This window comes from Lentzea sp. HUAS TT2, assembly GCF_051853195.1.
GTDB lineage: Bacteria > Actinomycetota > Actinomycetes > Mycobacteriales > Pseudonocardiaceae > Lentzea.
The window spans coordinates 3519470-3544787 of sequence record NZ_CP196667.1 but is presented as its reverse complement, the minus strand read 5'-3'; the positions used below and the strand labels follow the sequence as shown (position 1 = coordinate 3544787).

Here is a 25318-nt window from a genome sequence, read left to right as displayed (position 1 = left end):
AACACCCCCGCCAATGTTGTGACGTCAGTCACCCATCGGGGTAGGAACCTCTTGCTCCGTTCGCTCTACGTCGCACTTCAGTGGTCAAGCCCGAACACTCGTTGAGCAGTACGGGTGACAGCGGCGCAGAGTTCAGAAAGATCTTCACCACGCAGCGTAGCGAGATCCCGAACTGTGTAATTCACACAATAGGGTTCATTTGGACGCCCACGATAAGGATGGGGCGTCAGGAACGGCGCGTCCGTCTCGACCAGCAGCTGGTCCTGGGGCACGAGCGCCGCCGCTTCCCGCAGCGCACGGGCGTTCTTGAACGTCACCGGGCCCGCGAACGACAGCACGTACCCCGCGTCGACGCACCGCCGGGCGAAGTCCGCGTCACCGGAGAAGCAGTGGAACACCACAGTGGACGGTGCACCCTCGCTGTCGAGGATCTTGAGGATGTCCTCGTGCGCGTCCCGGTCGTGGATCATCAACGGCTTCCCGACGCGCTTGGAAAGGTCGATGTGCCAACGGAAGGCCTCGTGCTGGGCGGCCGGCGGCGAGTAGTCCCAGTAGTAGTCCAGACCGGTCTCGCCGATCGCGACCACGCGGTCGAAGGCAGCGAGCCGCTCCAGTTCGGCCTTCTCCGCGTCCCCGAACGACGAGGTGCGCGTCGGGTGCACGGCGACCGCCGCGTAGACCCGAGGGTCCCAAGTGGACGCCTCGGCGGCCCACTGCGCGGCAGCGAGATCGTCCGCCACGGTGATCACGTGCGAGACGCCGGCGGCCTCCGCCCGGTCGAGCAGGACCGCCACGTCCGCGGCGTCGACGGCACCGCACGCGTCGAGATGGGTGTGAGCGTCGATCACCGGTGCCGGAAGAGCTTCCGGCACCGGCGGTCGTTCGCGCTTGTCCGCCACTACTCGGTGACGATCGGAGCCCACTCGGGCCCGGTCTCGCCCAGCTTCGAGTCCAGCTTCAGGAACAGCGGCGACGGCTTCTGCAGCGGCCGGCCGACCTCGAGCGGCGTGGACTCCCAGCGAGCCTGCTCACCGGCGTAGTCACCGGTCAGCACCGGGTACGAGCGGTCGGGGATGTCCAGGTCGTCGACCTCGGTCAGCTCCGGCTGCGCGGCCCACACGCCCGTGCCGCCCAACGCCTCGTGCACCTTCTGCGCCGAGTGCGGCAGGAACGGAGTCATCAGCGTGTTCGCGTCCTGCACGACCTGCAGCGCGGTGTGCAGCACCGAGTCGCGGCGGTCCAGGTCGTCCTTGAGCTTCCACGGCTCCTGGTCGGACAGGTACTTGTTCGCCAGCGAGATCACGCGCATGGCCTCGCCGGACGCCTGCTTGAACCGCGAGCGGCGCAGGTGCGCGCCGACCGTGTCGAACGCCGCCTTGGACTGCGCGAGCAGCTCGTGGTCGGCGGGCGTCAGCGCCGTGGCCTTCGGGATCGCGCCGACGTTCTTGTGCGCCATCGAGATCGAGCGGTTGACCAGGTTGCCCCACTCGTTCGCCAGCTCGAAGTTCGTCCGGCGGACGAACTCCTCCCAGGTGAAGTCGGTGTCCTGGTTCTCGGGACCCGCGACGGAGATGAAGTACCGCAGCGCGTCCGGCCCGAACTCCTTGAGGAAGTCGCCGACGTAGATCACGGTGCCGCGCGACGTGGAGAACTTCGAGCCGCTCATCGTCAGGTACTCCGACGACACGACCTCGGTCGGCAGGTTCAGCGTGCCGAACCGGCCGGGCTCGCCGCCCTTGTCGCCCGCGCCGTTCTGCCCGAGCAGCAGCGACGGCCAGATGAGCGAGTGGAAGACGATGTTGTCCTTGCCCATGAAGTAGTAGCCCTGGGCGTCACCCGTCCAGAACTCCTTCCAGGCGTCGGGGTTCCCGGTGCGCCGCGCCCACTCGACCGACGCCGAGAGGTACCCGATCACCGCGTCGAACCACACGTAGAACCGCTTCATCGGCTGGTCGCTCCACCCGTCGAGCGGGATCGGCACACCCCAGTCGAGGTCGCGGGTGATGGCGCGCGGCCGCAGGTCCTTGATCAGGTTCTGCGAGAACTTGAGCACGTTCGGACGCCAGTCCGACCGCGTGCCCATCCAGCTGCCCAGCGAGTCGATGAACGCGGACAGGTCGAGGAACAGGTGCTCGGTCTCGACGAACTTCGGCGTCTCGCCGTTGATCTTCGAACGCGGGTTGATCAGTTCCGACGGGTCGAGCTGGTTGCCGCAGTTGTCGCACTGGTCGCCACGCGCGCCCTCGTAGCCGCAGATCGGGCAGGTGCCCTCGATGTAGCGGTCGGGCAGCGTGCGGCCGGTCGACGGGCTGATGGCGCCCATCTCGGTCTTGGGGACGACGTAGCCGTTCTTCCACAGCGCGGAGAACAGGTCCTGCACCACCTGGTAGTGGTTGCCGGTGGTGGTGCGGGTGAAGAGGTCGTAGGACAGGCCGAGGCCCTGCAGGTCACCGGCGATGACGCGGTTGTACTTGTCGGCGAGCTCGCGGGCCGTCAGGCCCTCCTTCTCGGCCTGCACCTGGATGGGTGTGCCGTGCTCGTCCGTGCCGCTGACCATGAGCACCCGGTGTCCGGACATTCGCATGTAGCGGGAGAAGACGTCGGACGGGACACCGAAACCGGAGACGTGACCGATGTGCCTGGGGCCGTTGGCATAAGGCCAGGCCACCGCGGTCAGTACGGAGGCACTCATGGACATAGCCTACGGAGGCGGTGCCAGGGAGTTTTCACCGAGTGGGAGGTCGGTTTGTCCGCGACCAGAATGCTGGTGCTCGGCGTGGTCAAGCTCGTCGGCGAGGCACACGGTTACGTGGTGCGGCGCGAGCTGAAGTCGTGGTCGGCGGACAGCTGGGCGAACGTGCAGCCCGGCTCGATCTACCACGCGCTGAAGGCGCTCGCGAAGGACGGACTGCTGGAACCCGTCGGCACCGAGTCCGGCGAAGGGCCCGCCCGCACGACCTACAGGATCACCGCGGCCGGCGAGCACGAGCTGAACGACCTGCTCGGGCACGCCCTGGCGAACCCCACCGCCGGCAACGACGAGGTCTCCGCCGGCGTCGCGATGCTCAACCTCGTCCCCCGCAAGCAGGCGGTCGTGCTGCTGAAGAACCGGCTGGCGGGCCTCGAAGGCCAGCTCACCCCCACCCGGCACGGCATCTCCTCGATGCCGGAGATGGGCAAGCCCGCGCACGTCAGCGAGCTGTTTCGACTGTGGCTCGTCCATCTCGAAGGCCAGGTGCGCTGGACTCAGGAGCTGATCGAACGCCTAGAGGCCGGTGCTTACGAGCTAAGTGACTAGTCAAACTTGATTAGTCCTCGCTAGCCTCTAGTCAAAGTTGACTAGAGGGGATTCAGCCATGATCAAGGCACGCGGCCTCGCGCGCCGATTCACCACGAAGACCGGTCCGGTGGACGCGGTCGCGGGGGTGGACATCGACGTCGCCGAGGGCGAGCTCGTGGGGTTCCTCGGCCCGAACGGCGCAGGCAAGTCCACGACGTTGCGCATGCTCACGACGCTGCTGCAGCCGACCGCCGGCGAGGCGACCATCGCCGGGCACGACCTGCTGACCGACCCGGCCGGGGTGCGCCGCAACATCGGCTACGTCGGCCAGAAGAACGGCGCGGGGCTGGACCAGCGGGTCGCCGACGAGCTGGAGTTCCAGGCCCGCTTCTACGGCCTGGGCAAGCACGACGCCCGCAAGAAGGTCGCCGACCTGCTCGACCGGTTCGACCTCCAGGGCCTCGAGAAACGCGGCGTCGTCACGCTGTCGGGCGGCCAGCAGCGCCGGCTCGACATCGCGATGGGCATGCTGCACGACCCGCGGCTGCTTTTCCTGGACGAGCCGTCCACGGCGCTGGACCCGCAGAGCCGCCGCAACCTGTGGGACCACATCAGGCAGCTCAAGGCCGACGGCGTCACGGTCTTCCTGACCACGCACTACCTCGACGAGGCCGACTACCTCAGCGACCGGCTGCTGGTCATCGACCACGGCTCGATCGTCGGCGAGGGCTCACCGGACGACCTCAAGCACCGCGTCTCCGGCGACCTGGTCGTGCTCGGCACACCTCAGGCCTCGATCGTCGCCTCGAAGTTCGAGAACGCGGTCGTGGACGGCGAGAAGGTCAGCTTCCGCATCCCGAACGGCGACCGCGCGTTGCCGGGGCTGCTGCGCGACCTCGACAACATCGGCGTCGAGCTGCACTCGGTGCAGGTGCACCGGCCGACGCTCGACGACGTGTTCCTGACCATGACCGGCCGTTCCCTGAGGGAGGAAGCCAATGCTGCGTGACACCTGGCTCGTGTTCTCCCGCGTGATGCTGCCCGTGCTGCGCAACCCCGTGGCGGTCGTGTTCGGCATCGCCCAGCCGTTGCTCTACCTCGGGTTCTTCGGGCCGTTGCTCGGCGACACGGGCTGGCAGTGGTTCGTGCCCGGTCTGCTGGTGCAGATGGCGTTGTTCGGCACGGCCTACGCGGGCTTCTCGCTGCTGCCCGAGGTGCGCACGGGCGTGATGGAACGGCTGCGGGTCACCCCGGTCAGCCGGGTCGCGCTGCTCGTCGGCAGGGTCGGCAAGGACGTGGTGCTGCTGGTCGTGCAGAGCCTGCTGATCATGCTGGCCGCGATGCTGTTCGGGTTCCGGGCGTCTGCCGGGCAGATGCTGCTCGGGCTCGGGCTGGTGGCGTTGCTCGGCATCGCGATCGGCTCGGTGTCGTACGCCATCGCGTTGAAGGTGAAGCTGGAGTACGTCTTCGCGTCCGTGCTGTCGGCGTCGATCGTGCCGTTGATGCTGCTCTCCGGCGTGCTGCTACCGATGTCGAACGGCCCGCAGTGGCTCTACTGGCTGTCGCGGGTCAACCCGCTGGCGCACGTCGTGGACGCCGAGAGGTCGATCTTCAACCCCGGCACGATGACGTACGGGCTGATCTCCGTCGCCGTGCTCGTGCTGGTCGGCGTCTTCTACGGCGTGCGCACGTTCAACAAGGAGTCAGCTTGACGCACGCGGGGCCCTTTCGTACCGACATGCAGTACGAAAGCGCCCCGCGTGCCGTTCAGCTTGACTTGATGGCCGCGTCGTAGAGCGTCTTCTTGCTGATCCCGGCCGCCTCCGCGACCTCGGCGGCGGCCGACTTCATCCGCTCCCCGTCGGCGACGCGCTGCTTGACCTCGGCGACGAGCGTGTCGAGATCCGGCGTGTCCGCGACGGGAGCGGGGCCGAGCACCACGGTGATCTCGCCGCGTGCGCCTTCCACGGCCCACTCGGCAAGCTCGGCCAGCGATCCGCGCACGACCTCTTCGTACTTCTTCGTCAGCTCGCGGCACACGGCGGCGCGGCGGTCCGGTCCGAGCACCTCGACGGCGTCCGCGAGCGTGTCCGCGAGCCGATGGGGTGCCTCGAAGAAGACGACGGTGCGTTGCTCGGTGGTCAAAGGGGCGAACCAGCGCTTGCGTTCGCCGGACTTGCGCGGCGGGAAGCCGTCGAACGCGAACCTGTCGCTCGGCAGGCCGGACAGGGCCAGCGCCGTCGTCACCGCGGACGGCCCCGGCAGGCAGGTGACCTTCAGGTCCTGCTCGACGCACGCGGCGACGAGCCGGTAACCCGGATCGGAAACGGACGGCATTCCGGCGTCCGTCACGAGCAGCACGGTGGCGCCGCCGTGCAGCGATTCGAGCAGTCCCGGAAGGCGCCCGACCTCGTTCTGGTCGTAGAAGCTGATCACCCGCCCGGATGGCTTGACCTGCAACGCGGCGGCAAGGCTGTGCAGCCTTCTGGTGTCCTCCGCGGCGATCACGTCGGCGGTCTCGAGCGCCTCGATCAGGCGTGCGGAGGCGTCGCGGATGTCCCCGAGCGGGGTGGCTGCCAGGACGAGACGGCCTGAACCGGATACAGGACTCACAAGCTTCACCCTACGATCGGCGGCGTGACAGTCCTCGTGCAGCCAGGAGAGGCGCCCGTCGTAGTCGAGGAGCCGCGCACGGATCGTGCGGCAACGCTCGACCCGCCTCCGTCCGGAGACCGGATGCGCGGGTGGCTCATGACGATCGTCGTGACACTCATCGGTGCCGTCGTGCGCTTCTGGAACGTCGGGTATCCGACGGACAAGGGCACGCCGATCTTCGACGAGAAGCACTACGTGCCGCAGACGGCACAGGTGCTGCGCAACGGCGGCTACGAGGACAACCCGGGCTACGAGCTGATCGTCCACCCGCCGCTCGCGAAGCAGCTGATGGCGATCGGCCAGGAGCTCTTCGGCTACGACGGCATCGGCTGGCGGTTCGCCTCGGCTCTGGCGGGCGCGATCACGATCCTGCTGATCATCCGGATCGCCCGCCGCCTGACCCGTTCCGACCTGCTGGGCGCGCTCGCCGGCGTCCTGCTCATCGCGGACGGCGTCTCGCACGTCCAGTCGCGGATGGGCATGCTCGACATCTTCCTGGCGTTGTTCGTCGTCGCCGCGTTCGGCTGCCTGGTCGTCGACCGCGAACAGATGCGCGAACGTCTCGCCGTGGCCGTGCGCGAGGGCTTCATCAACAACTCGGCGTTCGGGCCGTGGATGGGCTTCCGCTGGTGGCGCTTCGGTGCGGGCGTGATGCTCGGTGCGGCGTGCGGCATCAAGTGGTCGGGCATCTGGTACATCGCCGCGTTCGGTCTGCTGACGGTCGTGTGGAGTGCGCTCGCACGGCGGGCCGCGGGCGTCGAGGAACCGTGGCTGGGCGCGCTGGTCAGGGACGTGCTGCCCTCGCTCGGCGGGCTGGTCGCCGTTCCTGTGCTGGTCTACGTCGCGACGTGGTTCCCGTGGATGGCCAGTGAGACCGGCATCGACCGGCACGTGGTCGGCGGCAAGGTCCAGGACATCTCCTACATCCCCGACGTGCTGCAGTCGCTTTGGTACAACGCGAAGAACGTCTACAAGTTCCACGTCGAGCTGGTCACCTCGGAGACCAACCGGCACCCGTGGGAGTCGAAGCCGTGGACGTGGCCGATGGGCCTGCGTCCGATGCTCTACTACTACGACAACACCGTCACGGGCTGCGGCGCGGCGTCGTGCCTCGGCGCGATCATGCTCATCGGCACGCCCGCGATGTGGTGGCTCGCGTTCCCGGTGATCGGCTGGGCGATCTTCCGCACCATCGGCCGGATGGACTGGCGCTACGCCGGCGTCCTGGTCGCCTACGCGGCGGGCCTGCTGCCGTGGTTCCTCAACCTCGACCGGCAGATGTACTTCTTCTACGTCACGCCGATGGCGCCGTTCCTGGTGCTGCTGATCGTGCTGGCGCTGGGCGAGATCCTGGGCAGGCGGACCGCGGGCTCCGAACGCCGTGGCACCGGTCTGCTGGTCGTCGCGCTGTACGTGGGCATCGTGGTGGCGAACTTCGTGTGGCTGTGGCCGATCCTCAACGGAACCCCGATCACACCGGAGATGTGGCAGCAGCAGCTGTGGCTGCCTAGCTGGCGCTGATCTCCAGCGCCCGCTGCCGGGTCAGGTCGCCTTCGAGCCTCATGGTGACCTGACCTCGTTGCCAGAGCAGGGTCTGCCCGGCCGTCCTCGGTTCCTCGGTGTGCCACTGGCCGTCGCGGTCGATGTAGAAGAACACGTGCGGGTACGGGATCCAGATCTTGTCGTCGACCTGCTCGACGCCGTCGCTGTGGACGAGCTTGCCGACGGTCGAGCTGATGGTGCCGTCGAACTGGTCGAGCCTCAGGCCGCCGTAGTGCAGGGTGACGAACCGTCCTTCGTGGACGGTGATCTTGTCAGGCGTGCCGAGTTCCTTCGGCAGGTGGATGTCGAACGGCATCTGCTTGCGCGCCTCGTCGAGCGAGACGTCCTGGCTGGGCAATGGTGGAGCGATGGACCGCGGTGCCTCGGTGCGGAACTCGACACCGGCGAACTCCAGGAGCTGCTGCACGCCCGCGCGGACGGCCGGGGACACCGCGAAGGCGATCGCGAACGCCGTGGCCGCCGCTACCAGTGCGGTGAGCCAACGGTTTCGGCGACGCGGGGCGTCGATCCTGGTGAGCACCGCCGCCGTGACGTCCGGCGGCGCGGGCACGCGGACGTTCCGGCCGAGGTCGCGGAGGGCGGCCTCCATCGGGTCATCGATCATGGGCCACCTCCTCCAGCAGCGGGCGCAGTTTTGTGAGTGCACGGGACAGCCGTGACTTCACGGTTCCCTTGGCCAGGTTGAGGGTCTGCGCGGTCTCCGCCTCGGTCAGGTCGAGCAGGTACCGGCACGTGACGACCTGGCGGTCGTGGTCGGACAGGCTGTTGACGGCGCGCAGCAGCGTGGCGCGGGAGTCGTCCACGAGCGTGCCGGGGTCGTCGTGGTCGACGGTCTCCGTGATGGTGGCGAGCCTGAGCTCCATCAGGTTCCGCCGCCGTCTGCCGCGGTGCAGGTTCTTGGTCTCGTTGGCGACGATCTTGAGCAGCCACGGCTTGAAGTCGGCGTCGGGCCGGAACGAGCCGAGCTTGCGGTAGGCCTTCACGAACGCCTCCTGCACCACGTCGCCCGCGTCCGCGCCGGCCCCGAGCAGGTAGGCGGTCCGGTGCGCGAGCGCGGTGTAGCGGGCGACCAGCTCGCCGTAGGCCGCCTGGTCGCCTGCGATCGCCCGTGCCACCGCTTCGTCCGTGATGCCTTTCCTACACCGGGAACCCCGCATCGGTTCCCGGTGTAGTCGGGTCATGAGAACTCTTTTGCTCGTGTGCGCGTTCCTACTGGTCAGCGCGCCTTCCGCCGTCGCGGGCGGCTGGGCAGTCACCTACGTCGACCCGGTGCCGTCGATCCAGGCCTCGACCACCCACACGGTCGGCTACTGGGTGCTGCAGCACGGCACCCACCCGTTCTCCGCGGACCTCGGCAGGACCGGACTGCGTTTCCGTTCCGGCGCGGACTCGCGGGAGTTCACCGGCGTCGCGCTGGGCGAGCCCGCGCACTACGCCGTGACGTTCTCCCTGCCGGCCGGGACGTACGAGGTGTTCGGCGTGCAGGGGATGTTCGCCGATCACCCGCTGGGCACGCTGACCGTGCCGGGCACGTTGCTGGTGAAGCCGGTGGACCCGCAGATGGTCCAGGGACCGGTCGAGAACGTGTGGCAGGAGATCGCGCCGCCGCTCAGGGTGTCGGCCTCCCCCGCACCGGCCGCGGTGACGGTGCCCAACGAGCCTGCGGGAAAGCCCTTGCCCGTGTGGATCGCCGGTCTCGTGGTCGTCGGCGCGGCCGGGCTGTTCTTCCTGCTGCGCAAGCGGTTGCGGCCATTCGGCCGAAGGTGAGTGGTGAGGCGATCGGCGGAAACCGCCTCACCACTCTTCGCATGGCATCCCGTGAGATGCCGAGGCTTCCGGGTGAACCACGGCTTAGGTCGTTGAACGGTGAATCACCGTTACGAACCGATCCGATGTTCACCCGGTTCGCCTATACCGGGGACGGCAATGGTCGACCTGAGCAAGTACTTCTGCGACGACAAGCTGCGTCACGCAGTAGTCGGGAACGTGGTCGTGTACTTCGACATCGACCACCTGAACGGGGAGTTCAGCCGGTCTCTGGCGCCGATGCTCGCGAAGGCCCTGAAGTAGCGCCCACCGAGACCTCGTGCGAGGTCGCGGGCTCCTGCTCGGGCACGACGGCCGGTGGGTGGAGCTCAGGCCCGTCCTGCGACGACGGCGCCGTCGACACGAGCGCCACCGGAACGTCGGCCGGTGGCACGAACGCGGCCTCCGCCCTGATCTTCGGCGGCGTGGCGGACCACGGCTTGAGGTTCTGCACGATCTCCTCGTAGAAGGACGAGACCGCGTTCAGCACCGAGTCGATGAACGAGCTGCGCCCGGTGCCGCGTTTCGCGCCCATCGGGACCGAGATCTCGACCCGGAACCCGCGGATCTCCTTCAGCGGATCGGCGATCAGCACCGCAGGGTTCGCCCGGACCGCGCCGAGCAGTTCCGACGCGCCCGCTCCCCTGCCGTGGGCGACGAACGCCTCCAGCCGAACAGAGTCGGGGGCGTTCTTCAGCTGCCGGATCAGCCAGTTGATCCGGGTCGCCGGCCGCCCTTCCCTGGGGCCTTCCACGTCGACTCCGCAGATCACGCGGCCGGCCCGCAGGTCGGCGGTGACGTGCAGCGTCCCGACCGTGTCGGGGATGCGGATCCCTCCTGTCAGCCTGCCGTCCGCCACCAGCTGCGTGACCTGCCGGGAGAGGCGGACCTGCGGCTCGGCGAGGTCCTTGCGGGACAACGCCGGTGTGACGTCCGTGCCGAGGCGGCGTCCGAGCTGCAGTCCGGCGAAGCGCAGCAGGGCCTCGAACCGGAGCACGACGTCGGGTGCGATCTTGTCCGTCGCCCGCAGCGTGCGTGCCTCCACGGCGTCGCGCAGCGGAACCCACGACGACCCCATGTCCTCGAACGCCATCGCGCCTGAACGCGGGTGTTCGAGGTACCTGATCAGCTCGCCGAGGACCCACGCCTGGTCAGGGTCGGCCACGCCGCGATGTTCCTTCTGCATCACCGCCTCGCAGAGCACCTCGCTCCACGACCAGTGGTGCAGCGCCACCTTCTTGAGCTTCTTCCGGTCCACCGCGGTCGGGTGCTGGCCGGGCAGCGGCGAGATCTCGTTCGAGATCGTGACGACCGCGTCGTAGCCGCACACACGCGCGATGTCGAGGTAGTTCTCCAGCTGTTCGACCTGGAGCTCGTTGGAACCGGTCTTGACCTCGACCAGGGCGGTCCACGACTTCTGCCCGCGGGTCACCCTGATCAACCCGTCCGGGATGAGCTTGCGCCCGTCAAGATCGAACGGGACCTCGATGAAGGTCTGCACCGCGGCGGCGGGCGCCCCCAGCGGCTGGGTCAACGCGCGACCGAACTCCCTGACCGCCGACATGACAGCCAGCAGTGCCGACGTCGCCCTTCGCTCTTGTTCTTCAGCACCGTTGATGCCCGAAGTCGGAATCAGGCGTGCGGCATGCCAGCTCTCTTCAGCAGTCATAGTTGCCTCGCATGGCGGCGTTGGCGTTCTGGAACAACGCTCACGTCGTTGAGCTCCGAACTGCCGTTACCGCCTATGCGAGGCGTTCACCCTGTTCGCCTACATCGGCATGTGCCGCGTGGGAGGTGGCGTCGGCTTGCTGATCTTCGGCCATCAGAGAGGAGATCGGGTTCTCGCGGGAGCCGCGCGGCGGGTGGCCGGTCAGGGCGTGGGAGACCGTGGCGGCGAGCTGCCAGGAGTCCGGTGAGTGGTGAGACGATCGGCGGAAACCGCCTCACCACTCTTCGCTGGCATCCGTGAGATGCCGAGGCTTCCGGGTGAACCACGGCTTAGGTCGTTGAACGGTGAATCACCGTTACGAACCGGTCCGACGTTCACCCGGACCGACCAAGCGTCGGCAGGAACATCCGGCGGAACCGACTCCTGGTCTACCATCCCCGTCCAGTCAACCGATCGAGCGAACTTGACGGAAGCGTCTCTCCGCGGGCTCCTCGTGCAACCTGTTCTGGGGAAGTCCGACGCGGTATGAGCACCAACGTAGAGGCACGTCAGGGGCACGACAGGCCGACCACCGATGACGGCAGGTCGAAGTCGCCCGGCTTCCGGTCCGACATCCAGGCGCTGCGCGCGATCGCGGTGCTGGCCGTGGTGGTGAACCACTTCTGGCCGAACGCGATGACCGGCGGTTACGTCGGTGTCGACGTCTTCTTCGTCATCTCCGGCTTCCTGATCACCTCGCACCTCGACCGCGAGATCGTCCGCACCGGCCGGGTGCGCCTCGGCAGGTTCTACGCGCGGCGGGTCAGGCGGCTGCTTCCGGCAGCGTTGCTCGTGCTCGCCGTCAGCATGGTCCTGGCGTACCTCCTGCTGCCGTACCCGCGCTGGACCGCCAACGCCTGGGAGTCCTTCGCCGCCGCCACCTACTGGGAGAACTGGCGGCTCGCGGCCAAGTCGGTCGACTACTCGGCGCAGAACGCGGCCGCGAGCCTGGTCCAGCACTACTGGTCCCTGTCGGTCGAGGAGCAGTTCTACCTGTTCTGGCCGCTGCTGCTGATGGGCCTGTTCGCACTCAAAAGGCGCCGCTGGGTGCTGGCGGGCGTCACCGTCCTGGGCGCCGTGTCGCTGGCTCTGAGCGTCTACTACACGATCGCCTCGCCGAGCGCGGCGTACTTCATCACCCCGGTGCGCGTGTGGGAGTTCGCGATCGGTGCCGGAGTGGCGCTGGCGAGCTCGCGGCTCGTGCTGCCGCGCGTGGCCGCGGAACTGGCGGCGTTCGCCGGGCTCGCGATGATCATCGTCTCGGCGTTCGTCTACGACCACCACACGCCGTTCCCCGGCTACCTCGCCCTGGTTCCCGTGGTCGGCACCGGTCTCGTGATCGTCTCCGGTCTGCGTCCCGGCCGTCAGTGGCACACCGCCGTGACAGCGTCGCGACCCGTGCAGTTCGTGGGCAACGTCAGCTACTCGCTCTACCTGTGGCATTGGCCGGTCCTGCTGCTCGCACCGTTCGCGCTGAGCGGCCTGCTGGACAAGGGCGAGCTCAGCACGCCGTGGCTGCTCGGCCTGCTCGCGCTGTCGCTGGTGCTGGCGTGGCTGTCGAAGGTGCTGATCGAGGACCGCGGGATGTCGTGGGGCCCGTTGACGCGGAGCAGCAAGCTCACGTTCGCGGCGATGACGGCCGGTGTCGTCGTCGTGGCGGTCATCGCGGCCGGCTTGCAGCTGACCTACGGGCGGCACGTCGCGCAGGCCGAGCGTGACGCGGCGGCGGGGCTGAACACGCCGTGCCACGGCGCCGGTGCCCTGGTCGGCGCCAACGGCTGCACCGAGCCGTTCGGCCCGGCCCGTGACACCGCGATGGGTCCGGCGAACGAGTACTTCCGGCACGACCCGCTGTGCAAGCAGGACCCGCAGTACGACGCGGGCGATCGGAACACGACGGCGATCTGCGACTACAGCGGCGGTGCCGCCAACCCGGAGAAGGTCTGGCTGCTCGGTGACTCGCACGCGCAGCAGTGGCAGATGGCCATCTTCGAACTGGCCCGCGAGCGCAAGTGGCTGCTCAGGACCAGTGCCCTGGGTGCCTGCCCGTTCGCGGACGTCACGATGGTGGAGTTCCGCGGCAATCCGGCGAACCAGGAGCACTGGAAGGCCTGCTCGGACTGGACGAGGCGGATGACCGACGTGATCGCCGCCGACAAGCCGTCGCTGGTGCTGATGTCGTTCTTCTCGCGCCAGGAGAAGGTCGACGACAAGAGCGGCCGCAGCCAGGCCGACCAGTACCGCGACGGACTCGAGCCGCGCTGGCGCAAGTGGACCGACGCGGGTGTCCGCGTGGTCGCTCTCGCCGACCCGCCCTACAACGGCGACGTCCGCTCGCACGACTGCGTGGTGCTCAACCCGTCGAACCCTCAGGCGTGCGCGGTCCCCAGAACGAAGGCTCAGCCTCCCGAGCCGCTGGTCGAGGCCGCCCGCGGTTCGAAGAACCCCGGGGTGTCCGTGATCGACCTGACCGACTACTTCTGCGACGAGAAGCTGTGTTACGCCGTGGTGGGCAAGGTGCCGGTCTACTACGACCCCGACCACATCAACGCCGTGTACAGCCGTTCGCTGGCGCCGATCCTCGCCAAGGCGTTGCGCTGAGGCCGCCTGGGGAACGTCCGCGGACGTTCCCCCTCGGGGACACCTACATCGGCATGTGCCGCGTGGGAGGCGGCGTCGGCTTGCTGATCATCTTCGTGACCGGGCCTTCCTTGCTCATGCCCTGCTGGTCGAGGAACTGCGACAGCTGCCCCCGCACCTGAGCCAGCGACGGACGGCGTCCCGGTTCGGGGTCCATCGCCGCGAGCAGCAGCCGGGCGTGCGCGCTCTTCTGCGGCAGCTTGGTGATCGGTTCACCCTGGGCGGCGGCCATCAGCGAGGAGATCGGGTTCTCGCGGGAGCCGCGCGGCGGGTGGCCGGTCAGGGCGTAGGAGACCGTGGCGGCGAGCTGCCAGGAGTCCGAGGCCGGGGACGCCGTCTCGCCTCGAGCCGTTTCCGGTGCGAGGAAGTCCGGGGTGCCGACCATCATGCCGGTGGCGGTGAGGGTGCTGTCGCCCTTGGAGCGGGCGATGCCGAAGTCGATCAGGTGCGCGGTGCCCTGGCCGTCGACGATCACGTTGGACGGCTTCACGTCGCGGTGCAGGACGCCGCGGTCGTGGGCCGCTGCCAGCGCGTCGGCCATGTTCAGCCACAGGCGGGCGGCGAGCTTGTCGTCGATCAGGCCGTTCTTCAGGACCGTCTCCGACAGCGAGGCGCCCTCGATGTACTCCATCACCAGGGCCAGGCCGTCCGGGTCCTGGACGATGTCGAAGACCCGCACGCAGTTCGGGTGGCGGACGGCGGCCAGTGCGCGGGCCTCGCGGAGCATGCGCGCCTCGGTGTCGTTGTCCGGGGCGTGCGCGAGCTTCACCGCGACCGTGCGGTCGAGCTGTTCGTCGACGGCCAGCCAGACCGTGCCGAAGCCGCCGGAACCGAGCTGGCGGACGCGGCGGAACCTGCCGTTGCCGGGGTTCCAGACCTTGCCCGACTTCTGCACCGGCGCCGGCGACTCGGCGTTGGCCGCGCCGGGACCGAACGGCAACGGGCCCGGCGTGTCCGCGAGCACCGCCGGGTTCGACGGCTGCGGGGCCTTGGGCTGCGGCAGGATCTCGGCGACGCGGGTCGGCGGGTACTGCCGGGGCGGCTGGTTCTGGGGCGACGGCTGCGGCTGCGTCACCGGGCGCATCGGCCGGTTCATCGGCGCCGGCTGGTACTTCGGCACCTGCGCCGGCTGGTACGGCGGCGGGTTCTGCGGCGAACCCTGGGGCGAGCCCTGTGGCGGCGGCCGGTGCGCCGAGGCGTCCATCGGCTTGGTCGGCGCCTTCTTCTGCGCGGGCTGACCAGCCGGGAGCTGGTTGTTCTGTGGCTGCGGCTTGCGCGCCACCGGCTGCGGTGGCGGCGAGTTCTGCGAGTTCCGGTCCTGAGACCGGTCGCGGCCGGGGCGGTTCAGCATGGCGGTAGTCAACCCGAAAATCCGCACGACGATTGAGCCGATTATCGCAATCGGCAGAAACCCGAGGAGCACATGGCCTACCAACGTCACGGGGAATGCCGACGTCGTCACCAGCAGTACCAGGAACATCGGCCAGAACACCCTGCGCGGCCAGTTCGGCCCGAGCCGGAACGCCGAGCCTGACTGCAGCATGACGAACAGCAGACACAGCAGCGCGAGCGCGACGGTCACGCCCGCGGCGGCCAGGAACAGGGGCTGCTCGGTCGGCCGCTGGATCACACCGATGATCGACGGAGCGCCGTCCACCAGGTAGCTGCCCTGGGAGAACGTGCCGAAGCAGGTGTCCGCGTCGAGCGAGGCGGAGCCGTCGATGGAGCGCTTGGCCAGACCCTGCACGGTGCCGCGCATGATGAGCCACGGCAGCACCAGACAGCTGGCGACGCCGAGCACGGTGAAGATGGCACCGGTCACGGGACCGTAGGAGTTGCCGACCACCCGGCGCACCGCGATGGACAGCAGCGCACCGATCGTCGGGAACAACCCGAGCACCGCGCCGAGTGCCGTGGTGGTCCACACCCAGTCACCGGGGCAGACACTCGCACCCACGAAGCCGTGCAGCCACGTGAGCAAGGACTCAGCGAGCCCCACGACTCACACCACCCCTTCCGAGATCACCCCCAGCCTAGGCGACCAGTCAGCGTACGGTGCGTGATTGGTTTGCGGTTGACGACACAGCAACCCTTTTCTTGATCATCGCGTTGTGCCTCCGTCGACCACGTGTTGGGCCTGTTGGCTCTTACACGTTGCGATGGACGGCTCCGTTGACAGAAGTCGCCCGTTCTGCACGATTCGTTATCGAAGCCGGGAAGACGTACGAGCACGAACGACTCCGCAACTGCCGTCACGTTGCGTGGCCGATGGAAACACGGCTTCCTCGCCGAGCCGCAGCCCAGGCTTCGCATGACGAGCGCTGTCGCAAGCTCGTCCCGATGAGGCAAGTCGTGCAGAAGAGGGGTCAGCCGTCGTAGACGTGATCCGAGTGGACACGCGAGCTGCCCTTACCCGCTGACGCGCTGGAAGCGGCCGGATCGGGCGCCACCGGCAGGTCACCGAGGCCCGCGACGAACTCGATGGTCCACCGATGCCGCGCGGCCGGGTCGCGATCGGTGAAGGAGTCGCCGAACCCGTAGGTGGCGACGCGGGTGTTGCGCTGGTCGTGCATCTCGACGGTGATCTGGGAGCCGACCAGGCCCTTCTCACCGGGTGCGCAGACCAGTTCCAGGCGGGCGCGGATCCACTGCGGCTCGGTGGCCGGGTCCGCCTCGAGCTCCTCGGAGACCGCGGCGCAGGAGGTGCCGTGGGCCCGTGCGGTCATCGTGGCCCGGAAGACGACGAGCTCACCGGCCGTGCAGCCGGTGAGAACGCGCGCTTCTACAGCTGTCTCCGTGCTGGAGACGACGGGACGGGCGGCCGTGCACCTGGCTGCAGGGTCTTCGGTCGACGCCACTGCACCACTGGAGGTGCCGGCCACGAGTAATAACGCGGCGACCACAGATCTCATGAGAGAAAACTATTTGTCGACGCCGCATTCTTCACCCAACTTCACCCCATAGATGGGTGAGTGCGAAACACGTTGTGCGCCAGGTCTCCTCTGGGGACGTCGGTGTTGGCCGCGACCAGGTCACCGAGGGTGCGGCGGTAGTCGACGCCGTACCGCGCCTTGATCAACTTCAGGGACGGGTCGTTGGCGTGGAAGAAGCGATCGCCGTCGCGCAGCGCCTCGAACTGCTTCTTCCAGATGGCGTGCTGGAGCTCGCCGAACTCGCTGCCGGGCAGCCGCGGCTCCGCCATCATGCCGACGATCGCGTCCAGGCCGCTGACGTCGCCGTAGATGGCCTTCATCCGCGCGGCGACCGTCGTGCGGCGCTGGCCGGGGCCGATCCAGTCGAGGCTGTCGGGGTCGTCGATCTCGGCGCCGGGCGTGAGCTCGGGGTCTGCGGGGAACGACTCGGTGGCCTCGCCGGAGATCGCCCGGAACGACGGCTTCGGCGCGAGGCCGTAGGCGCGGCGCACGTCGTTGTACGAGGCGATGCCGTGGTCGCGTCCGCGTTGCACGTCCAGCGCGGCGACGTCGATCACCGCGGTCAGGCAGCGCGGCTGGCAGCCGGGGATGACGAAGATGATGCTGCGCAACGTGTTCTCGTCGATCAGCTCGTCGTTGAGGCCCTCGTCCTGCCGGCCGAAGCTCTGCAGCAACGGGCCGAGCTGCACGTCGTCGACCAGGTCGGGGTTGAACGGCAGCAGCTGCGGCGGCACCGCGATCTCGGCCTTGTCGCCGGTGATCGTCACGGTGAATCCCTTGTCGCGCAACGTCTTCAGCTGCGCCTCCGAGTAGCGGCTCGCCTGCGTGACGACCGACAGGTCACCGCGCACCGTGCTGTGCGACCGGTAGCCGACGGTCGCGAACTCGTTCGCCAGACTCGTGCGCACTTCCGGGTTGTAGCCGCGGTACGGGGCGAGCCGCACGCCCATCGCCGGCAGGAACTCCTGGTAGGTGATCCACTGCTGCTCCGCGCTCACGACCTTGCGCGCGATCTGGAACTTCTCCTCGTCGGACAGGTTCCTCGGGAGCAGGTCCACGATCCTGTTGTGCTCGCGGGCGAACAGCGTCTGCACGGCGGTGATGGTGCCGTTCTCCATGCCGCGCATGTCGCCGGTGACGACGCCGGGGCCACTGGTGATCGCCCCGAACGGACCGGTCATCGGCGGCGCGGTCTCCGCGTTGCCCCGCGCGTCACGCCGCGGCAGAAGGTTGTTGGGCAGCAACAGCTTCGCGCCGTCGCGCAGCCAGTCGAGCCGCTCCTCGCTGCCGCCGTAGACCGCCCAGCCGTCGAGGTAGGAGCTGACGATGTTCTTCTGCTCGCGCGGCTGCGACCCCGGCACCTCGCCGCTGCGCCGCATGGGCGTCGACAGCAGGTCGTTGCGCACGGTCTCCAGCGGCGCCTCGTTGTCCCACGGGATCGAGGCGTCGACGGCCGTGTCCTCGCGCAGCCCGAAGGTGTGGTCGACGAACTGGGCCCACACCTGCGCCCACTGGCTCACGTGCCGCTCGGAGAGGTACCGCTGCCCGCCCTCGGCGAAGATCCGGTTGCTGACGTACCGCGCGTTCGGCCCCTCCACCGGCTGCCCGGCGCCGTCCGCGTACCTCGTGGGCGCGAGCCGGGAGTAGCCCTCGCCGACGGTCCCCCACTCGGGATGGGCGCGGTTGTTGCCGCGCCCGTCCAGACTCTGCACCTCGAAGAGCGGGGACCCCGCGTGGGCGACGCCGCTCCCCAGGAACGCCCCGACCGCCACCAACGCCGCTGCCTTGCGCAAGACCTGCATGGGCCGATGATGGCGACGGGCGCCACTACCGAACGTGTCCAGTTCTTCACCGCGTGACAGATCCAGGCCACGCAACTGGGAATTCCCCTGGACTTTCCGCCTTTGCCGGGTTCCAAGTCCCGTCCAGTTCCTGGCAGGGACCTGTCAGTGGTCGTGGTGGTCGTGCTCGGGAGCGAACGGCTGATAGACGTAGAACATGGTGACCGGGTCATCGCCCGCGATCGTCTCGTGGTCGACGCCCGGCGGCACGAACGCGTACGAGCCCGCCGTCGCCTCCACACCGCCGATGCTCACGGTGCCGTCGATGACCCACGTGTGCTGCGTCGCCGACGGGTGGTTGTGGCCGACGTCGCGCGCGCCGGGTGCCATCTGGATCAGACCCACGATCGTGTCGCCGTTCGGGGACTTCCACAGCAGCTTGTTCTGCAGCCGTTCGTCGCCGTGCAGCGGGAACGACTTCAACTGGGCGAGGGCCTCAGCGGACAGGACAGTCACTTTGTCCTGCGGTGCGTCGCTCATGGGGAACAGCCTTTCGGGAGCCGAACGAGCCTACGGCCGGTATATAGACGAAAGTGGCATCCACATTACGGTGACATCGAGCGACAAGCGGACGTCCAGTCCGACCAAGACTTTCGTTCGATCGAGCCGATCACGCCCACTCTCGACTCCGATGTGCGACGACTGGGCCGCCACCGTCAGGAGTGGTCCGACGCCGTCTTCCCGGTGCCCACGCCCTCACCGACGGACCACGTGAAGTACCCGTGGTCCCCCGCGGTCACGTTCTGGGGCGACCAGGAGCCCAACTGGGCTGGGACGCGCTCCACGGGCCGCGCAGTGAGCGGCCGCCGGCTACCTACCACCCGTACTACGGCGACGTGGCGGAGCTCGACTCCGACAACGCTGCGAGAACCTGTCGAGCACCCCAGGCCGTCACCACTGCCCGAGATGCCGTGCTGACAACGAAAAAGGCCGCCCACTCCAAAGTGGACGACCTTTGACGATTTTGTGGAGCTGAGGGGAATCGAACCCCTGACCTTCTCGATGCGAACGAGACGCGCTACCAACTGTGCTACAGCCCCTTGCGGTGTTACGAGAGAACTATAGCAGTGCCGGAGGGGGTGTTTTCACCACCCCCACCTATGCACCGACAGCACCTCGGTACCGCAGCGACTCCAGTCCCTCTAACTCGACGAAGACCGGGTCCTCGTCGTCGGAGTCGACCGGAATGGTGCCGGGACGCACGTGGTGCTGGAAGCGCGGCAACGGCGGAAGCGCGGGCCTGTCCTCGACGACCTCGACCTTGGTGGTCTCGAGCTCCTCGACGACCGGCTGCACCGGCTCCGCGGCAGCGACCTCCTGCTGCTGCGGGCCCGTCGCACGGCGGCGACGCACCTGCTGCAACCGGGCGAGCCGGCGTGCGCGGATCTCCTCCTCGATCCGCACCTGCCGGCGCAGGTACGTCAGGTAGCCGACGAGCAGCAGGTCGAGCGCCGCGTGGCCGTACCAGAGCTTCGCGTAGAACACGCCGGCGACGATTCCCGACGCCACGGCGGCGACCAGCAGGAACGCCACCACTCTGCGGCGGAACGCGTACTTGGCCTGCGCCACCAGCACGGCGGCTTCCGGGTCGTAGCCACCGCGGCCGCGCCGGAAGGGGCGTTCGACGTACTCCTCCTCGTCGAAGTAGTCGTCGTCGATGTCGTGGATGTCGTCGTACTCGGCGTCTGGCATGGCGTCGTACTCCTCCCCCACGCTGCGCGCACTCTCCTGGCGCTTGCGGGCCATCATGGGGACGAGGACCACCAGCCATGCGACGACCAGCGCAACGATGATCAGCGAACTCGGCATTCCCCGTTCACCTCCCCCGGCCCACGCGTGGTGCTGCCAACCACGTTAGTCACAACAGTCACACCTGTGTCGGAGGCACGCCGACCTCAGTGCGTACCAAAGTGTGGTGTATCACCCACTTTTGGGTGAAGTGATTAGGGCAAATGGAAGCAAACGTCAGGGAAGACGGGCCTCTCCGCGTGCGACCAAACGGCGCACTAGGCCATCAGGGACCTCTTCGGTCGTGAGCGCGAAGCAGAGGTGGTCGCGCCACTGCCCGGCAACATCCAGATAACGCTTGAAGAGGCCTTCCTCGCGATATCCGGACTTCGTGAGCACGCGGATCGAGGCGCCGTTCTCGGGACGGACCGTGGCCTCGAGCCGGTGCAGACCAGCGTCGCGGAAAGCGTGGTCGGTGAGCAACGCCACCGCCGCCGTTGCGACGCCGCCTCCCGCCCGATCAGCGGCTACCCAATAGCCGATCCATGCCGACAGCAGCGAGCCGCGCACGATGTTGCCGATGGTGATCTGACCGGCGACCTCGCCGTCCACGAGGATCATGAACGGCAGCGTGGAGCCGCGCCGGGCCATGCCGCGCAGCGACGACCACTGGGCGGGCCAGGACAGCGTCGCGTTGCGCTCGTTCCAGCCCTCCTGCGCCGTCGGCTCCCATTGTTCGAGGTAGGCGCGGTCCCGGATGCGCAGCCTCGACCACTTACCGCCGTCGAAGAGCCGGGGTCCGCGCAGCTCGACCGTTCCCGCGCGCACCTGAAGAGGCCCCAGCCGGACCGGCCAGCCGGGGTGTCTACCGAGATCGGCGAAAACGCTCATCCACGCTGCGCAAGGAAGCTGACCAGCACCTCTTCACCGACGGAGACCTCGGTGACGTCCTCGTCGACCATGATCAGGCAGTTGGCCTCCGCCAGTGACGCGAGCAGGTGCGACCCGGACGTGCCGAGCGGCTGCACCAGGTACTCGCCGTTGTCCGCGTCGCGCAGCAGCTGGCCGCGCAGGAAGCCGCGGCGCCCCTTCGTCGACTGCAGCGGCGAGAGCAGGCGTGCGCTGACGGCGCGGCGGTACGGGTTCTTCTTGCCCAGCGCGGCCCTGATCAGGGGCCTGACCAGCACCTCGAACACCACGAGGGCGCTCATCGGGTTCGCGGGCAGCAGGAACGTCGGCACGGCGTCCGGGCCGAGCCGGCCGAAGCCCTGCGCGGAACCGGGGTGCATGCCGACGCGGGTGACGTCCATGTCGCCCAGGTCCGTGATCGCGGCCCTGACCTCGTCGCCGATCGTGCCGCCCACGCCGCCGGCCACGACGACGATCTCGGAGAGCAGCAGCCTGCCCTCGATCACCTCGCGCAGCCGGCGCGGGTCGGCCGACATGATGCCGACCCTGCTGACCTCGGCGCCCGCGTCGCGTGCGGCGGCGGCCAGCGCGTACGAGTTCACGTCGTAGACCTGACCCTGGCCGGGCGTGCGGTCGACGTCGACGAGCTCCTCACCGAGCGAGATGACGGACACGCGCGGACGTGGGTGCACGAGCACCTTGTTGCGTCCGACGGCGGCCAGGAGACCCACCTGGGCAGCACCGATGGACGCGCCGCGGCGCACGGCGACGTCACCGGTCTGCACGTCCTCACCGGTGCGGCGGACGAACCCCGCGGACGGCACGCTGCGGTTGACCGTCACCTTGGCCTGGTGGCCGTCGGTGTACCCGAGCGGCACGACCGCGTCGGCCAGCGTCGGCAGCGGCGCGCCCGTCGCGATCCGCACCGCCTGGCCGGGCTGCAGCCGCCGCGGCTGCCGGGAGCCGGCCGGGATCTCGCCCACGACCGGCAGCTGCACGGGGCTCGCGTTGGCGCCGGACACGTCGACGCTGCGCACCGCGTAGCCGTCCACGGCGGCCTGGTCGAAGCCGGGCAACGCGCGTTCCGCGATGACCTCCTCTGCGCAGAGCAGACCCTGCGACTCCGAGATCGCCACGCGCACGGGTGCGGGCCGCACCGCGGCCGCGATCACCCGAGCGAGCTGCTCGTCAACTGACCTCATGTGATTGGTCCTCGCGCTCAGGAGTTGTCGAGGCGTTCCCGCAACCACTCACGCAGATCGGGTCCGTACTCAGGGGTCTCGAGTGCGAAGTCAACCGCAGCCCGCAGGAATCCGGCGGGATTGCCGAGATCGTGTCGCCCGCCGCGGTGGACCACCACGTGCACCGGGTGACCCTCGTTGATCAGCAACGCGATGGCGTCCGTGAGCTGCAGCTCGCCACCGGCGCCCGGCGTGATGCGCTTGAGCGCGTCGAAGATCGCCCGGTCGAGGAGGTACCGGCCGGCCGCGGCGAACGTCGACGGCGCGTCCTCCGGCTTCGGCTTCTCGACCATGCCGACGACCTGCTTGACGTCGTCGCTGCCGGTGTCGCGGACGTCGAACACGCCGTACGCGGAGATCTGCTCGCGCGGGATGTCGAACGCCAGCAGGACGCTGCCGCCCTTCTCCTCGCGGACCTTCGCCATCTTCTTCAGTGCGTCGTTCGGCAGGATGATGTCGTCCGGCAGCAGCACCGCGACGGCCTCGTCGTCGCCGGTCAGGTTGCCCTCGGCGCAGCCGACGGCGTGCCCGAGACCGAGCGCCTGCTCCTGAATCGCGGTCTCCGCCTTGATCAGCTTCGGGGCCCGCTGGATCTTCTCGACCAGGTCGGCCTTGCCGCGCGCGGCGAGCGACTGCTCGAGCTCGGGGTTGGCGTCGAAGTAGTTCGCGACCGACGCCTTCGTGGGCGAGGTGACGATGACCAGCTTCGTCGCGCCGGCCTCGGCGGCCTCGCGCGCCACGTACTCGATGGCGGGGGTGTCGACCAGGGGCAGCAGTTCCTTCGGCACGGCTTTGGTCGTGGGGAGGAAACGGGTGCCCAGACCGGCCGCGGGCACGATAGCGGTGTGGAAGGCGCTGCTCATGGGCAGCGATGCTAACGACATACCGAGGGGTACCCGTCATGACGTCCGATCTTCGTGACCGGAAGGCCACGCTTCGTTCACGGTTGCTGGCCTCGCGGCGTTCGCTGTCCGCTGAAGTTCGTGAGCTCGAAGCTTCGGCGTTGGCCGCTCACGTCGCCGCCTTGGACGTTGCCGCTGATCAGACGGTGTGCGCGTTTCTGCCGGTCGGATCGGAGCCCGGTGACGCGTCGTGGCTCGACGGGCTGCGCTGCCGGGTGCTGCTGCCGATCGTGACGGGCGACTCGCCGCTCGACTGGGCCGAGCACACCGGGCCGTCCGGGCTCGCCCCCGCCGGGTTCAAGCTGCTCGAACCCACCGGTCCCCGGCTCGGCGCCTCGGCGATCGCTGGAGCCTCGCTGGTGCTCGTGCCGGCGCTCGCCGTGTCGGTGGACGGGGTGCGGATCGGGAAGGGCAAGGGGCACTACGATCGGTCGTTGCCGCTGGTCAAAGCCCCGCTGGTCGGTGTGGTGCGCGACAGCGAGGTGCTCTCGTTCGTGCCGGGAGAGCCTCACGACGTGCGGATGAACGGCGTGCTGACCCCCTCGGTGGGCCTGCGATGGCTGTGACTTTGACCTGGGGTGTTTGCGCTCCGGGAAGGTCCTGGGCGAAAATCGTGTTGGCACTCACAAAGGTCGAGTGCCAGAGCTAGGAGCAGACCCAGTGCCTACGTACCAGTACGCCTGCACCGCGTGTGAGCACCGGTTCGAGGCTGTGCAGTCGTTCAGCGACGCCTCCCTCACCGAGTGCCCCGAGTGCTCGGGCAAGCTGCGCAAGCTCTTCGGCGCCGTCGGCGTCGTGTTCAAGGGCAGCGGTTTCTACCGCACCGACAGCCGTTCGGGCTCGTCCAAGAGCGCGGCGTCCAGCACGACGTCCTCTTCGGACTCGAAGCCTTCGACGTCCACCTCGTCGTCGTCCTCTTCGGACTCGAAGTCCTCGTCGTCGTCCTCGACGAGCGCTCCGGCGGCTGCCGCGTCCTGAAGATCGCGAGTTGTCCACAACTTGCGGCTGACCCCACTTCGACTGCCTCCGACCGTCCTACGGTCGGAGGCATGACCCTTTCCGCGACCGTTTCCGACCGAGTCCGCTCACTGGCGCGCCGCCGCCCTTCCGCCGCGTGGCGCCGCTTCCTGGCCCTCGGTCTCGCGTTGCTGGCCCTGATGACGTTCTTCTGGCCCGACGTGGGCCATCCCGCGGTGGTCGCCTCCCGCGATCTGCCGGCAGGCGTGTCGTTGTCCGCCTCCGACCTCCGGCTGGTCTCTCTGGCCTCACCCGTGGCGGGGACCTTCGCCGACTCCGCCGAACTGGTGGGCAGACCGCTCGCGTCCCCGGCGCGCGCCGGCATCCCGCTGACCGACTTCGACGTCGCGAGCACCCCGGAGGACCAGGCGTCGGTGGCCGTCCGGATGGCTGACCAGGGCCTTGCCGACGTGCTGCGGCCGGGCAGCCGGGTCGACGTGGTGTCGGCGTCCGGCGAGGTGCTCGCCGAGAACGCGGCGGTGCGGGAGACGCGCGGCCAGGTCGTTGTCCTCACGTTGCCGAGACTTAATGCAACTCGCGTGGCCGCAGTGTCACTGGATCATGCTTTAGCCGTTACTCTCCGCTGATGCTGAAGGGTTTCAAAGACTTTTTGATGCGCGGAAACGTCGTCGACCTGGCTGTCGCCGTGGTCATCGGTACGGCGTTCACCGCGATCGTCACCGCGTTCACCACGAGCCTCATCAAGCCGCTCATCGCTTCGCTCGGCAGCACCGAGACGAAGGGGTTGGGCTTCTACATCCGATCCGGCAAGGAGGACACGTACCTCGACTTCAGCAACGTGATCAACGCCGCGATCAACTTCGCGATCGTGGCTGCTGTCGTCTACTTCGTCCTGGTGCTGCCGATCCAGAAGATCCAGGAACGCCGCAAGAGGGGCGAGGAGGCAGGCCCGGCCGAGCCGACGAACGTCGAGCTGCTGATCGAGATCCGCGACCTCCTCGCAGCGCAGCAGCACAACACCCCGCCGCAGGCCACCCCGCAGGACCGCCGCGGTCCCGCGATCTGATCTCCGTCCGTCCCCGCCGAGACGAAGCGCGCAGCCCGTCGCTCTACCGCGGTGCCGCGCGCTTTGTC

At 68.5% G+C, this 25318-nt stretch carries 25 protein-coding genes and 1 tRNA gene; 11 read left to right on the top strand and 15 right to left on the bottom strand.

From position 1 onward, the window contains the following. Positions 1-77 precede the first annotated feature (77 nt). On the bottom strand, positions 78-872 hold the full coding sequence (locus ACSHWB_RS17885; protein WP_439663143.1) for a TatD family hydrolase: 795 nt from the start codon (positions 870-872) through the stop codon (positions 78-80). 26 nt (positions 873-898) lie between these two features. Then, positions 899-2692: a methionine--tRNA ligase gene (gene metG, locus ACSHWB_RS17880; protein ID WP_439663142.1), complete on the bottom strand. Its 1794-nt coding sequence runs from the start codon at positions 2690-2692 to the stop codon at positions 899-901. A 54-nt stretch (positions 2693-2746) separates the two neighbouring features. Between metG and ACSHWB_RS17875 the strand changes: the two genes are divergently transcribed. Genes ACSHWB_RS17875 through ACSHWB_RS17865 form a run of 3 tightly spaced genes read left to right on the top strand, consistent with a single transcriptional unit; the run spans position 2747 to position 4992 of the window. Continuing rightward, a complete protein-coding gene (locus ACSHWB_RS17875; protein ID WP_439663141.1) occupies positions 2747-3298 on the top strand; it encodes a helix-turn-helix transcriptional regulator in 552 nt (183 codons plus the stop codon). Between the two features lie 58 nt (positions 3299-3356). Next, the gene (locus ACSHWB_RS17870) at positions 3357-4289 is read left to right on the top strand and encodes an ATP-binding cassette domain-containing protein (protein WP_439663140.1); all 933 of its coding nucleotides are present in this window, start codon (positions 3357-3359) and stop codon (positions 4287-4289) included. Next, positions 4279-4992 carry an ABC transporter permease gene (locus ACSHWB_RS17865; protein WP_439663139.1) on the top strand — a complete coding sequence of 238 codons (714 nt, stop codon included), beginning with the start codon at positions 4279-4281 and terminating at the stop codon, positions 4990-4992. Before ACSHWB_RS17870 ends, ACSHWB_RS17865 begins: the two co-directional genes overlap by 11 nt. Positions 4993-5047: 55 nt before the next feature. Here the strand turns inward: ACSHWB_RS17865 and rsmI are convergent, their stop codons facing one another. Then, complete coding sequence (gene rsmI / locus ACSHWB_RS17860) at positions 5048-5893, bottom strand: 16S rRNA (cytidine(1402)-2'-O)-methyltransferase (protein WP_439663138.1); 846 nt, start codon at positions 5891-5893, stop codon at positions 5048-5050. Positions 5894-5917: 24 nt separating this feature from the next. On the opposite strand from rsmI, the gene ACSHWB_RS17855 reads away from it, so the two are divergent. Next, positions 5918-7456, top strand: coding sequence for a dolichyl-phosphate-mannose--protein mannosyltransferase (locus tag ACSHWB_RS17855; RefSeq protein WP_439663137.1), 1539 nt, complete (start codon positions 5918-5920; stop codon positions 7454-7456). On the opposite strand, the gene ACSHWB_RS17850 is transcribed toward ACSHWB_RS17855, so the two are convergent. Continuing rightward, positions 7443-8102, bottom strand: a complete 660-nt coding sequence (locus ACSHWB_RS17850; RefSeq protein ID WP_439663136.1) for a hypothetical protein — start codon at positions 8100-8102, stop codon at positions 7443-7445. The two genes, ACSHWB_RS17855 and ACSHWB_RS17850, sit on opposite strands and share 14 nt — an antisense overlap. Then, on the bottom strand, positions 8092-8613 hold the full coding sequence (locus ACSHWB_RS17845) for an RNA polymerase sigma factor (protein ID WP_439663135.1): 522 nt from the start codon (positions 8611-8613) through the stop codon (positions 8092-8094). Before ACSHWB_RS17845 ends, ACSHWB_RS17850 begins: the two co-directional genes overlap by 11 nt. Positions 8614-8677: 64 nt before the next feature. On the opposite strand from ACSHWB_RS17845, the gene ACSHWB_RS17840 reads away from it, so the two are divergent. Both ACSHWB_RS17840 and ACSHWB_RS17835 read left to right on the top strand, forming a co-directional pair. After that, complete coding sequence (locus tag ACSHWB_RS17840; protein WP_439663134.1) at positions 8678-9265, top strand: hypothetical protein; 588 nt, start codon at positions 8678-8680, stop codon at positions 9263-9265. A gap of 159 nt (positions 9266-9424) precedes the next feature. Further along, positions 9425-9568 carry an SGNH hydrolase domain-containing protein gene (locus ACSHWB_RS17835; RefSeq protein WP_439663133.1) on the top strand — a complete coding sequence of 48 codons (144 nt, stop codon included), beginning with the start codon at positions 9425-9427 and terminating at the stop codon, positions 9566-9568. Here the strand turns inward: ACSHWB_RS17835 and ACSHWB_RS17830 are convergent. Continuing rightward, entirely contained in the window at positions 9525-10868 is a 1344-nt protein-coding gene (locus ACSHWB_RS17830; protein WP_439663132.1) for a hypothetical protein, read from the bottom strand. The genes ACSHWB_RS17835 and ACSHWB_RS17830 overlap by 44 nt on opposite strands. Before the next feature lie 630 nt (positions 10869-11498). Here ACSHWB_RS17830 and ACSHWB_RS17825 point away from each other — a divergent pair. After that, a complete protein-coding gene (locus ACSHWB_RS17825) occupies positions 11499-13613 on the top strand; it encodes an acyltransferase family protein (protein ID WP_439663131.1) in 2115 nt (704 codons plus the stop codon). A 43-nt stretch (positions 13614-13656) separates the two neighbouring features. Here the strand turns inward: ACSHWB_RS17825 and ACSHWB_RS17820 are convergent, their stop codons facing one another. The 9 genes from ACSHWB_RS17820 to ACSHWB_RS17780 all read right to left on the bottom strand — a co-directional run bounded on the left by ACSHWB_RS17820 (position 13657) and on the right by ACSHWB_RS17780 (position 23167). After that, positions 13657-15651, bottom strand: coding sequence for a protein kinase domain-containing protein (locus ACSHWB_RS17820; RefSeq protein WP_439663130.1), 1995 nt, complete (start codon positions 15649-15651; stop codon positions 13657-13659). Between the two features lie 367 nt (positions 15652-16018). Continuing rightward, positions 16019-16510: a hypothetical protein gene (locus ACSHWB_RS17815; RefSeq protein WP_439663129.1), complete on the bottom strand. Its 492-nt coding sequence runs from the start codon at positions 16508-16510 to the stop codon at positions 16019-16021. Between the two features lie 95 nt (positions 16511-16605). Then, complete coding sequence (locus tag ACSHWB_RS17810; protein ID WP_439663128.1) at positions 16606-18387, bottom strand: peroxidase family protein; 1782 nt, start codon at positions 18385-18387, stop codon at positions 16606-16608. A 144-nt stretch (positions 18388-18531) separates the two neighbouring features. Beyond that, complete coding sequence (locus ACSHWB_RS17805; RefSeq protein ID WP_439663127.1) at positions 18532-18906, bottom strand: cupin domain-containing protein; 375 nt, start codon at positions 18904-18906, stop codon at positions 18532-18534. Between the two features lie 487 nt (positions 18907-19393). Further along, a tRNA-Ala gene (locus tag ACSHWB_RS17800) sits at positions 19394-19466 on the bottom strand. A gap of 58 nt (positions 19467-19524) precedes the next feature. Further along, entirely contained in the window at positions 19525-20235 is a 711-nt protein-coding gene (sepX, locus tag ACSHWB_RS17795; RefSeq protein WP_439663126.1) for a divisome protein SepX/GlpR, read from the bottom strand. A gap of 156 nt (positions 20236-20391) precedes the next feature. Next, on the bottom strand, positions 20392-21045 hold the full coding sequence (locus ACSHWB_RS17790) for a GNAT family N-acetyltransferase (protein WP_439663125.1): 654 nt from the start codon (positions 21043-21045) through the stop codon (positions 20392-20394). Continuing rightward, positions 21042-22265, bottom strand: a complete 1224-nt coding sequence (gene glp, locus ACSHWB_RS17785; RefSeq protein ID WP_439663124.1) for a molybdotransferase-like divisome protein Glp — start codon at positions 22263-22265, stop codon at positions 21042-21044. The genes ACSHWB_RS17790 and glp overlap by 4 nt, the downstream gene beginning before the upstream one ends. 17 nt (positions 22266-22282) lie before the next feature. Beyond that, on the bottom strand, positions 22283-23167 hold the full coding sequence (locus tag ACSHWB_RS17780; protein WP_439663123.1) for a UTP--glucose-1-phosphate uridylyltransferase: 885 nt from the start codon (positions 23165-23167) through the stop codon (positions 22283-22285). A gap of 38 nt (positions 23168-23205) precedes the next feature. Between ACSHWB_RS17780 and ACSHWB_RS17775 the strand changes: the two genes are divergently transcribed. The 4 genes from ACSHWB_RS17775 to mscL all read left to right on the top strand — a co-directional run bounded on the left by ACSHWB_RS17775 (position 23206) and on the right by mscL (position 25250). Continuing rightward, positions 23206-23772, top strand: a complete 567-nt coding sequence (locus ACSHWB_RS17775; protein WP_439663122.1) for a 5-formyltetrahydrofolate cyclo-ligase — start codon at positions 23206-23208, stop codon at positions 23770-23772. Positions 23773-23866: 94 nt separating this feature from the next. Further along, positions 23867-24184, top strand: a complete 318-nt coding sequence (locus ACSHWB_RS17770) for an FmdB family zinc ribbon protein (protein WP_439663121.1) — start codon at positions 23867-23869, stop codon at positions 24182-24184. Positions 24185-24255: 71 nt separating this feature from the next. Further along, positions 24256-24810, top strand: coding sequence for an SAF domain-containing protein (locus tag ACSHWB_RS17765; RefSeq protein WP_439663120.1), 555 nt, complete (start codon positions 24256-24258; stop codon positions 24808-24810). Continuing rightward, on the top strand, positions 24810-25250 hold the full coding sequence (gene mscL, locus ACSHWB_RS17760; RefSeq protein ID WP_439663119.1) for a large-conductance mechanosensitive channel protein MscL: 441 nt from the start codon (positions 24810-24812) through the stop codon (positions 25248-25250). The genes ACSHWB_RS17765 and mscL overlap by 1 nt, the downstream gene beginning before the upstream one ends. The last annotated feature ends 68 nt before the right edge of the window (positions 25251-25318 follow it).

Bases quoted from the DNA above. Each gene is read 5' to 3' on its own strand.
- ACSHWB_RS17830 (WP_439663132.1), bottom strand. From the start codon at position 10,868: ATGTCGGCGGTCAGGGAGTTCGGTCGCGCGTTGACCCAGCCGCTGGGG.
- ACSHWB_RS17810 (WP_439663128.1), bottom strand. From the start codon at position 18,387: ATGCAGGTCTTGCGCAAGGCAGCGGCGTTGGTGGCGGTCGGGGCGTTC.
- ACSHWB_RS17790 (WP_439663125.1), bottom strand. From the start codon at position 21,045: ATGAGCGTTTTCGCCGATCTCGGTAGACACCCCGGCTGGCCGGTCCGG.
- ACSHWB_RS17780 (WP_439663123.1), bottom strand. From the start codon at position 23,167: ATGAGCAGCGCCTTCCACACCGCTATCGTGCCCGCGGCCGGTCTGGGC.
- mscL (WP_439663119.1), top strand. From the start codon at position 24,810: ATGCTGAAGGGTTTCAAAGACTTTTTGATGCGCGGAAACGTCGTCGAC.
- ACSHWB_RS17865 (WP_439663139.1), top strand. From the start codon at position 4,279: ATGCTGCGTGACACCTGGCTCGTGTTCTCCCGCGTGATGCTGCCCGTG.
- glp (WP_439663124.1), bottom strand. From the start codon at position 22,265: ATGAGGTCAGTTGACGAGCAGCTCGCTCGGGTGATCGCGGCCGCGGTG.
- ACSHWB_RS17775 (WP_439663122.1), top strand. From the start codon at position 23,206: ATGACGTCCGATCTTCGTGACCGGAAGGCCACGCTTCGTTCACGGTTG.
- ACSHWB_RS17850 (WP_439663136.1), bottom strand. From the start codon at position 8,102: ATGATCGATGACCCGATGGAGGCCGCCCTCCGCGACCTCGGCCGGAAC.
- ACSHWB_RS17870 (WP_439663140.1), top strand. From the start codon at position 3,357: ATGATCAAGGCACGCGGCCTCGCGCGCCGATTCACCACGAAGACCGGT.
- ACSHWB_RS17805 (WP_439663127.1), bottom strand. From the start codon at position 18,906: ATGAGCGACGCACCGCAGGACAAAGTGACTGTCCTGTCCGCTGAGGCC.
- sepX (WP_439663126.1), bottom strand. From the start codon at position 20,235: ATGCCGAGTTCGCTGATCATCGTTGCGCTGGTCGTCGCATGGCTGGTG.
- ACSHWB_RS17835 (WP_439663133.1), top strand. From the start codon at position 9,425: ATGGTCGACCTGAGCAAGTACTTCTGCGACGACAAGCTGCGTCACGCA.
- ACSHWB_RS17825 (WP_439663131.1), top strand. From the start codon at position 11,499: ATGAGCACCAACGTAGAGGCACGTCAGGGGCACGACAGGCCGACCACC.
- ACSHWB_RS17765 (WP_439663120.1), top strand. From the start codon at position 24,256: ATGACCCTTTCCGCGACCGTTTCCGACCGAGTCCGCTCACTGGCGCGC.
- ACSHWB_RS17840 (WP_439663134.1), top strand. From the start codon at position 8,678: ATGAGAACTCTTTTGCTCGTGTGCGCGTTCCTACTGGTCAGCGCGCCT.
- metG (WP_439663142.1), bottom strand. From the start codon at position 2,692: ATGAGTGCCTCCGTACTGACCGCGGTGGCCTGGCCTTATGCCAACGGC.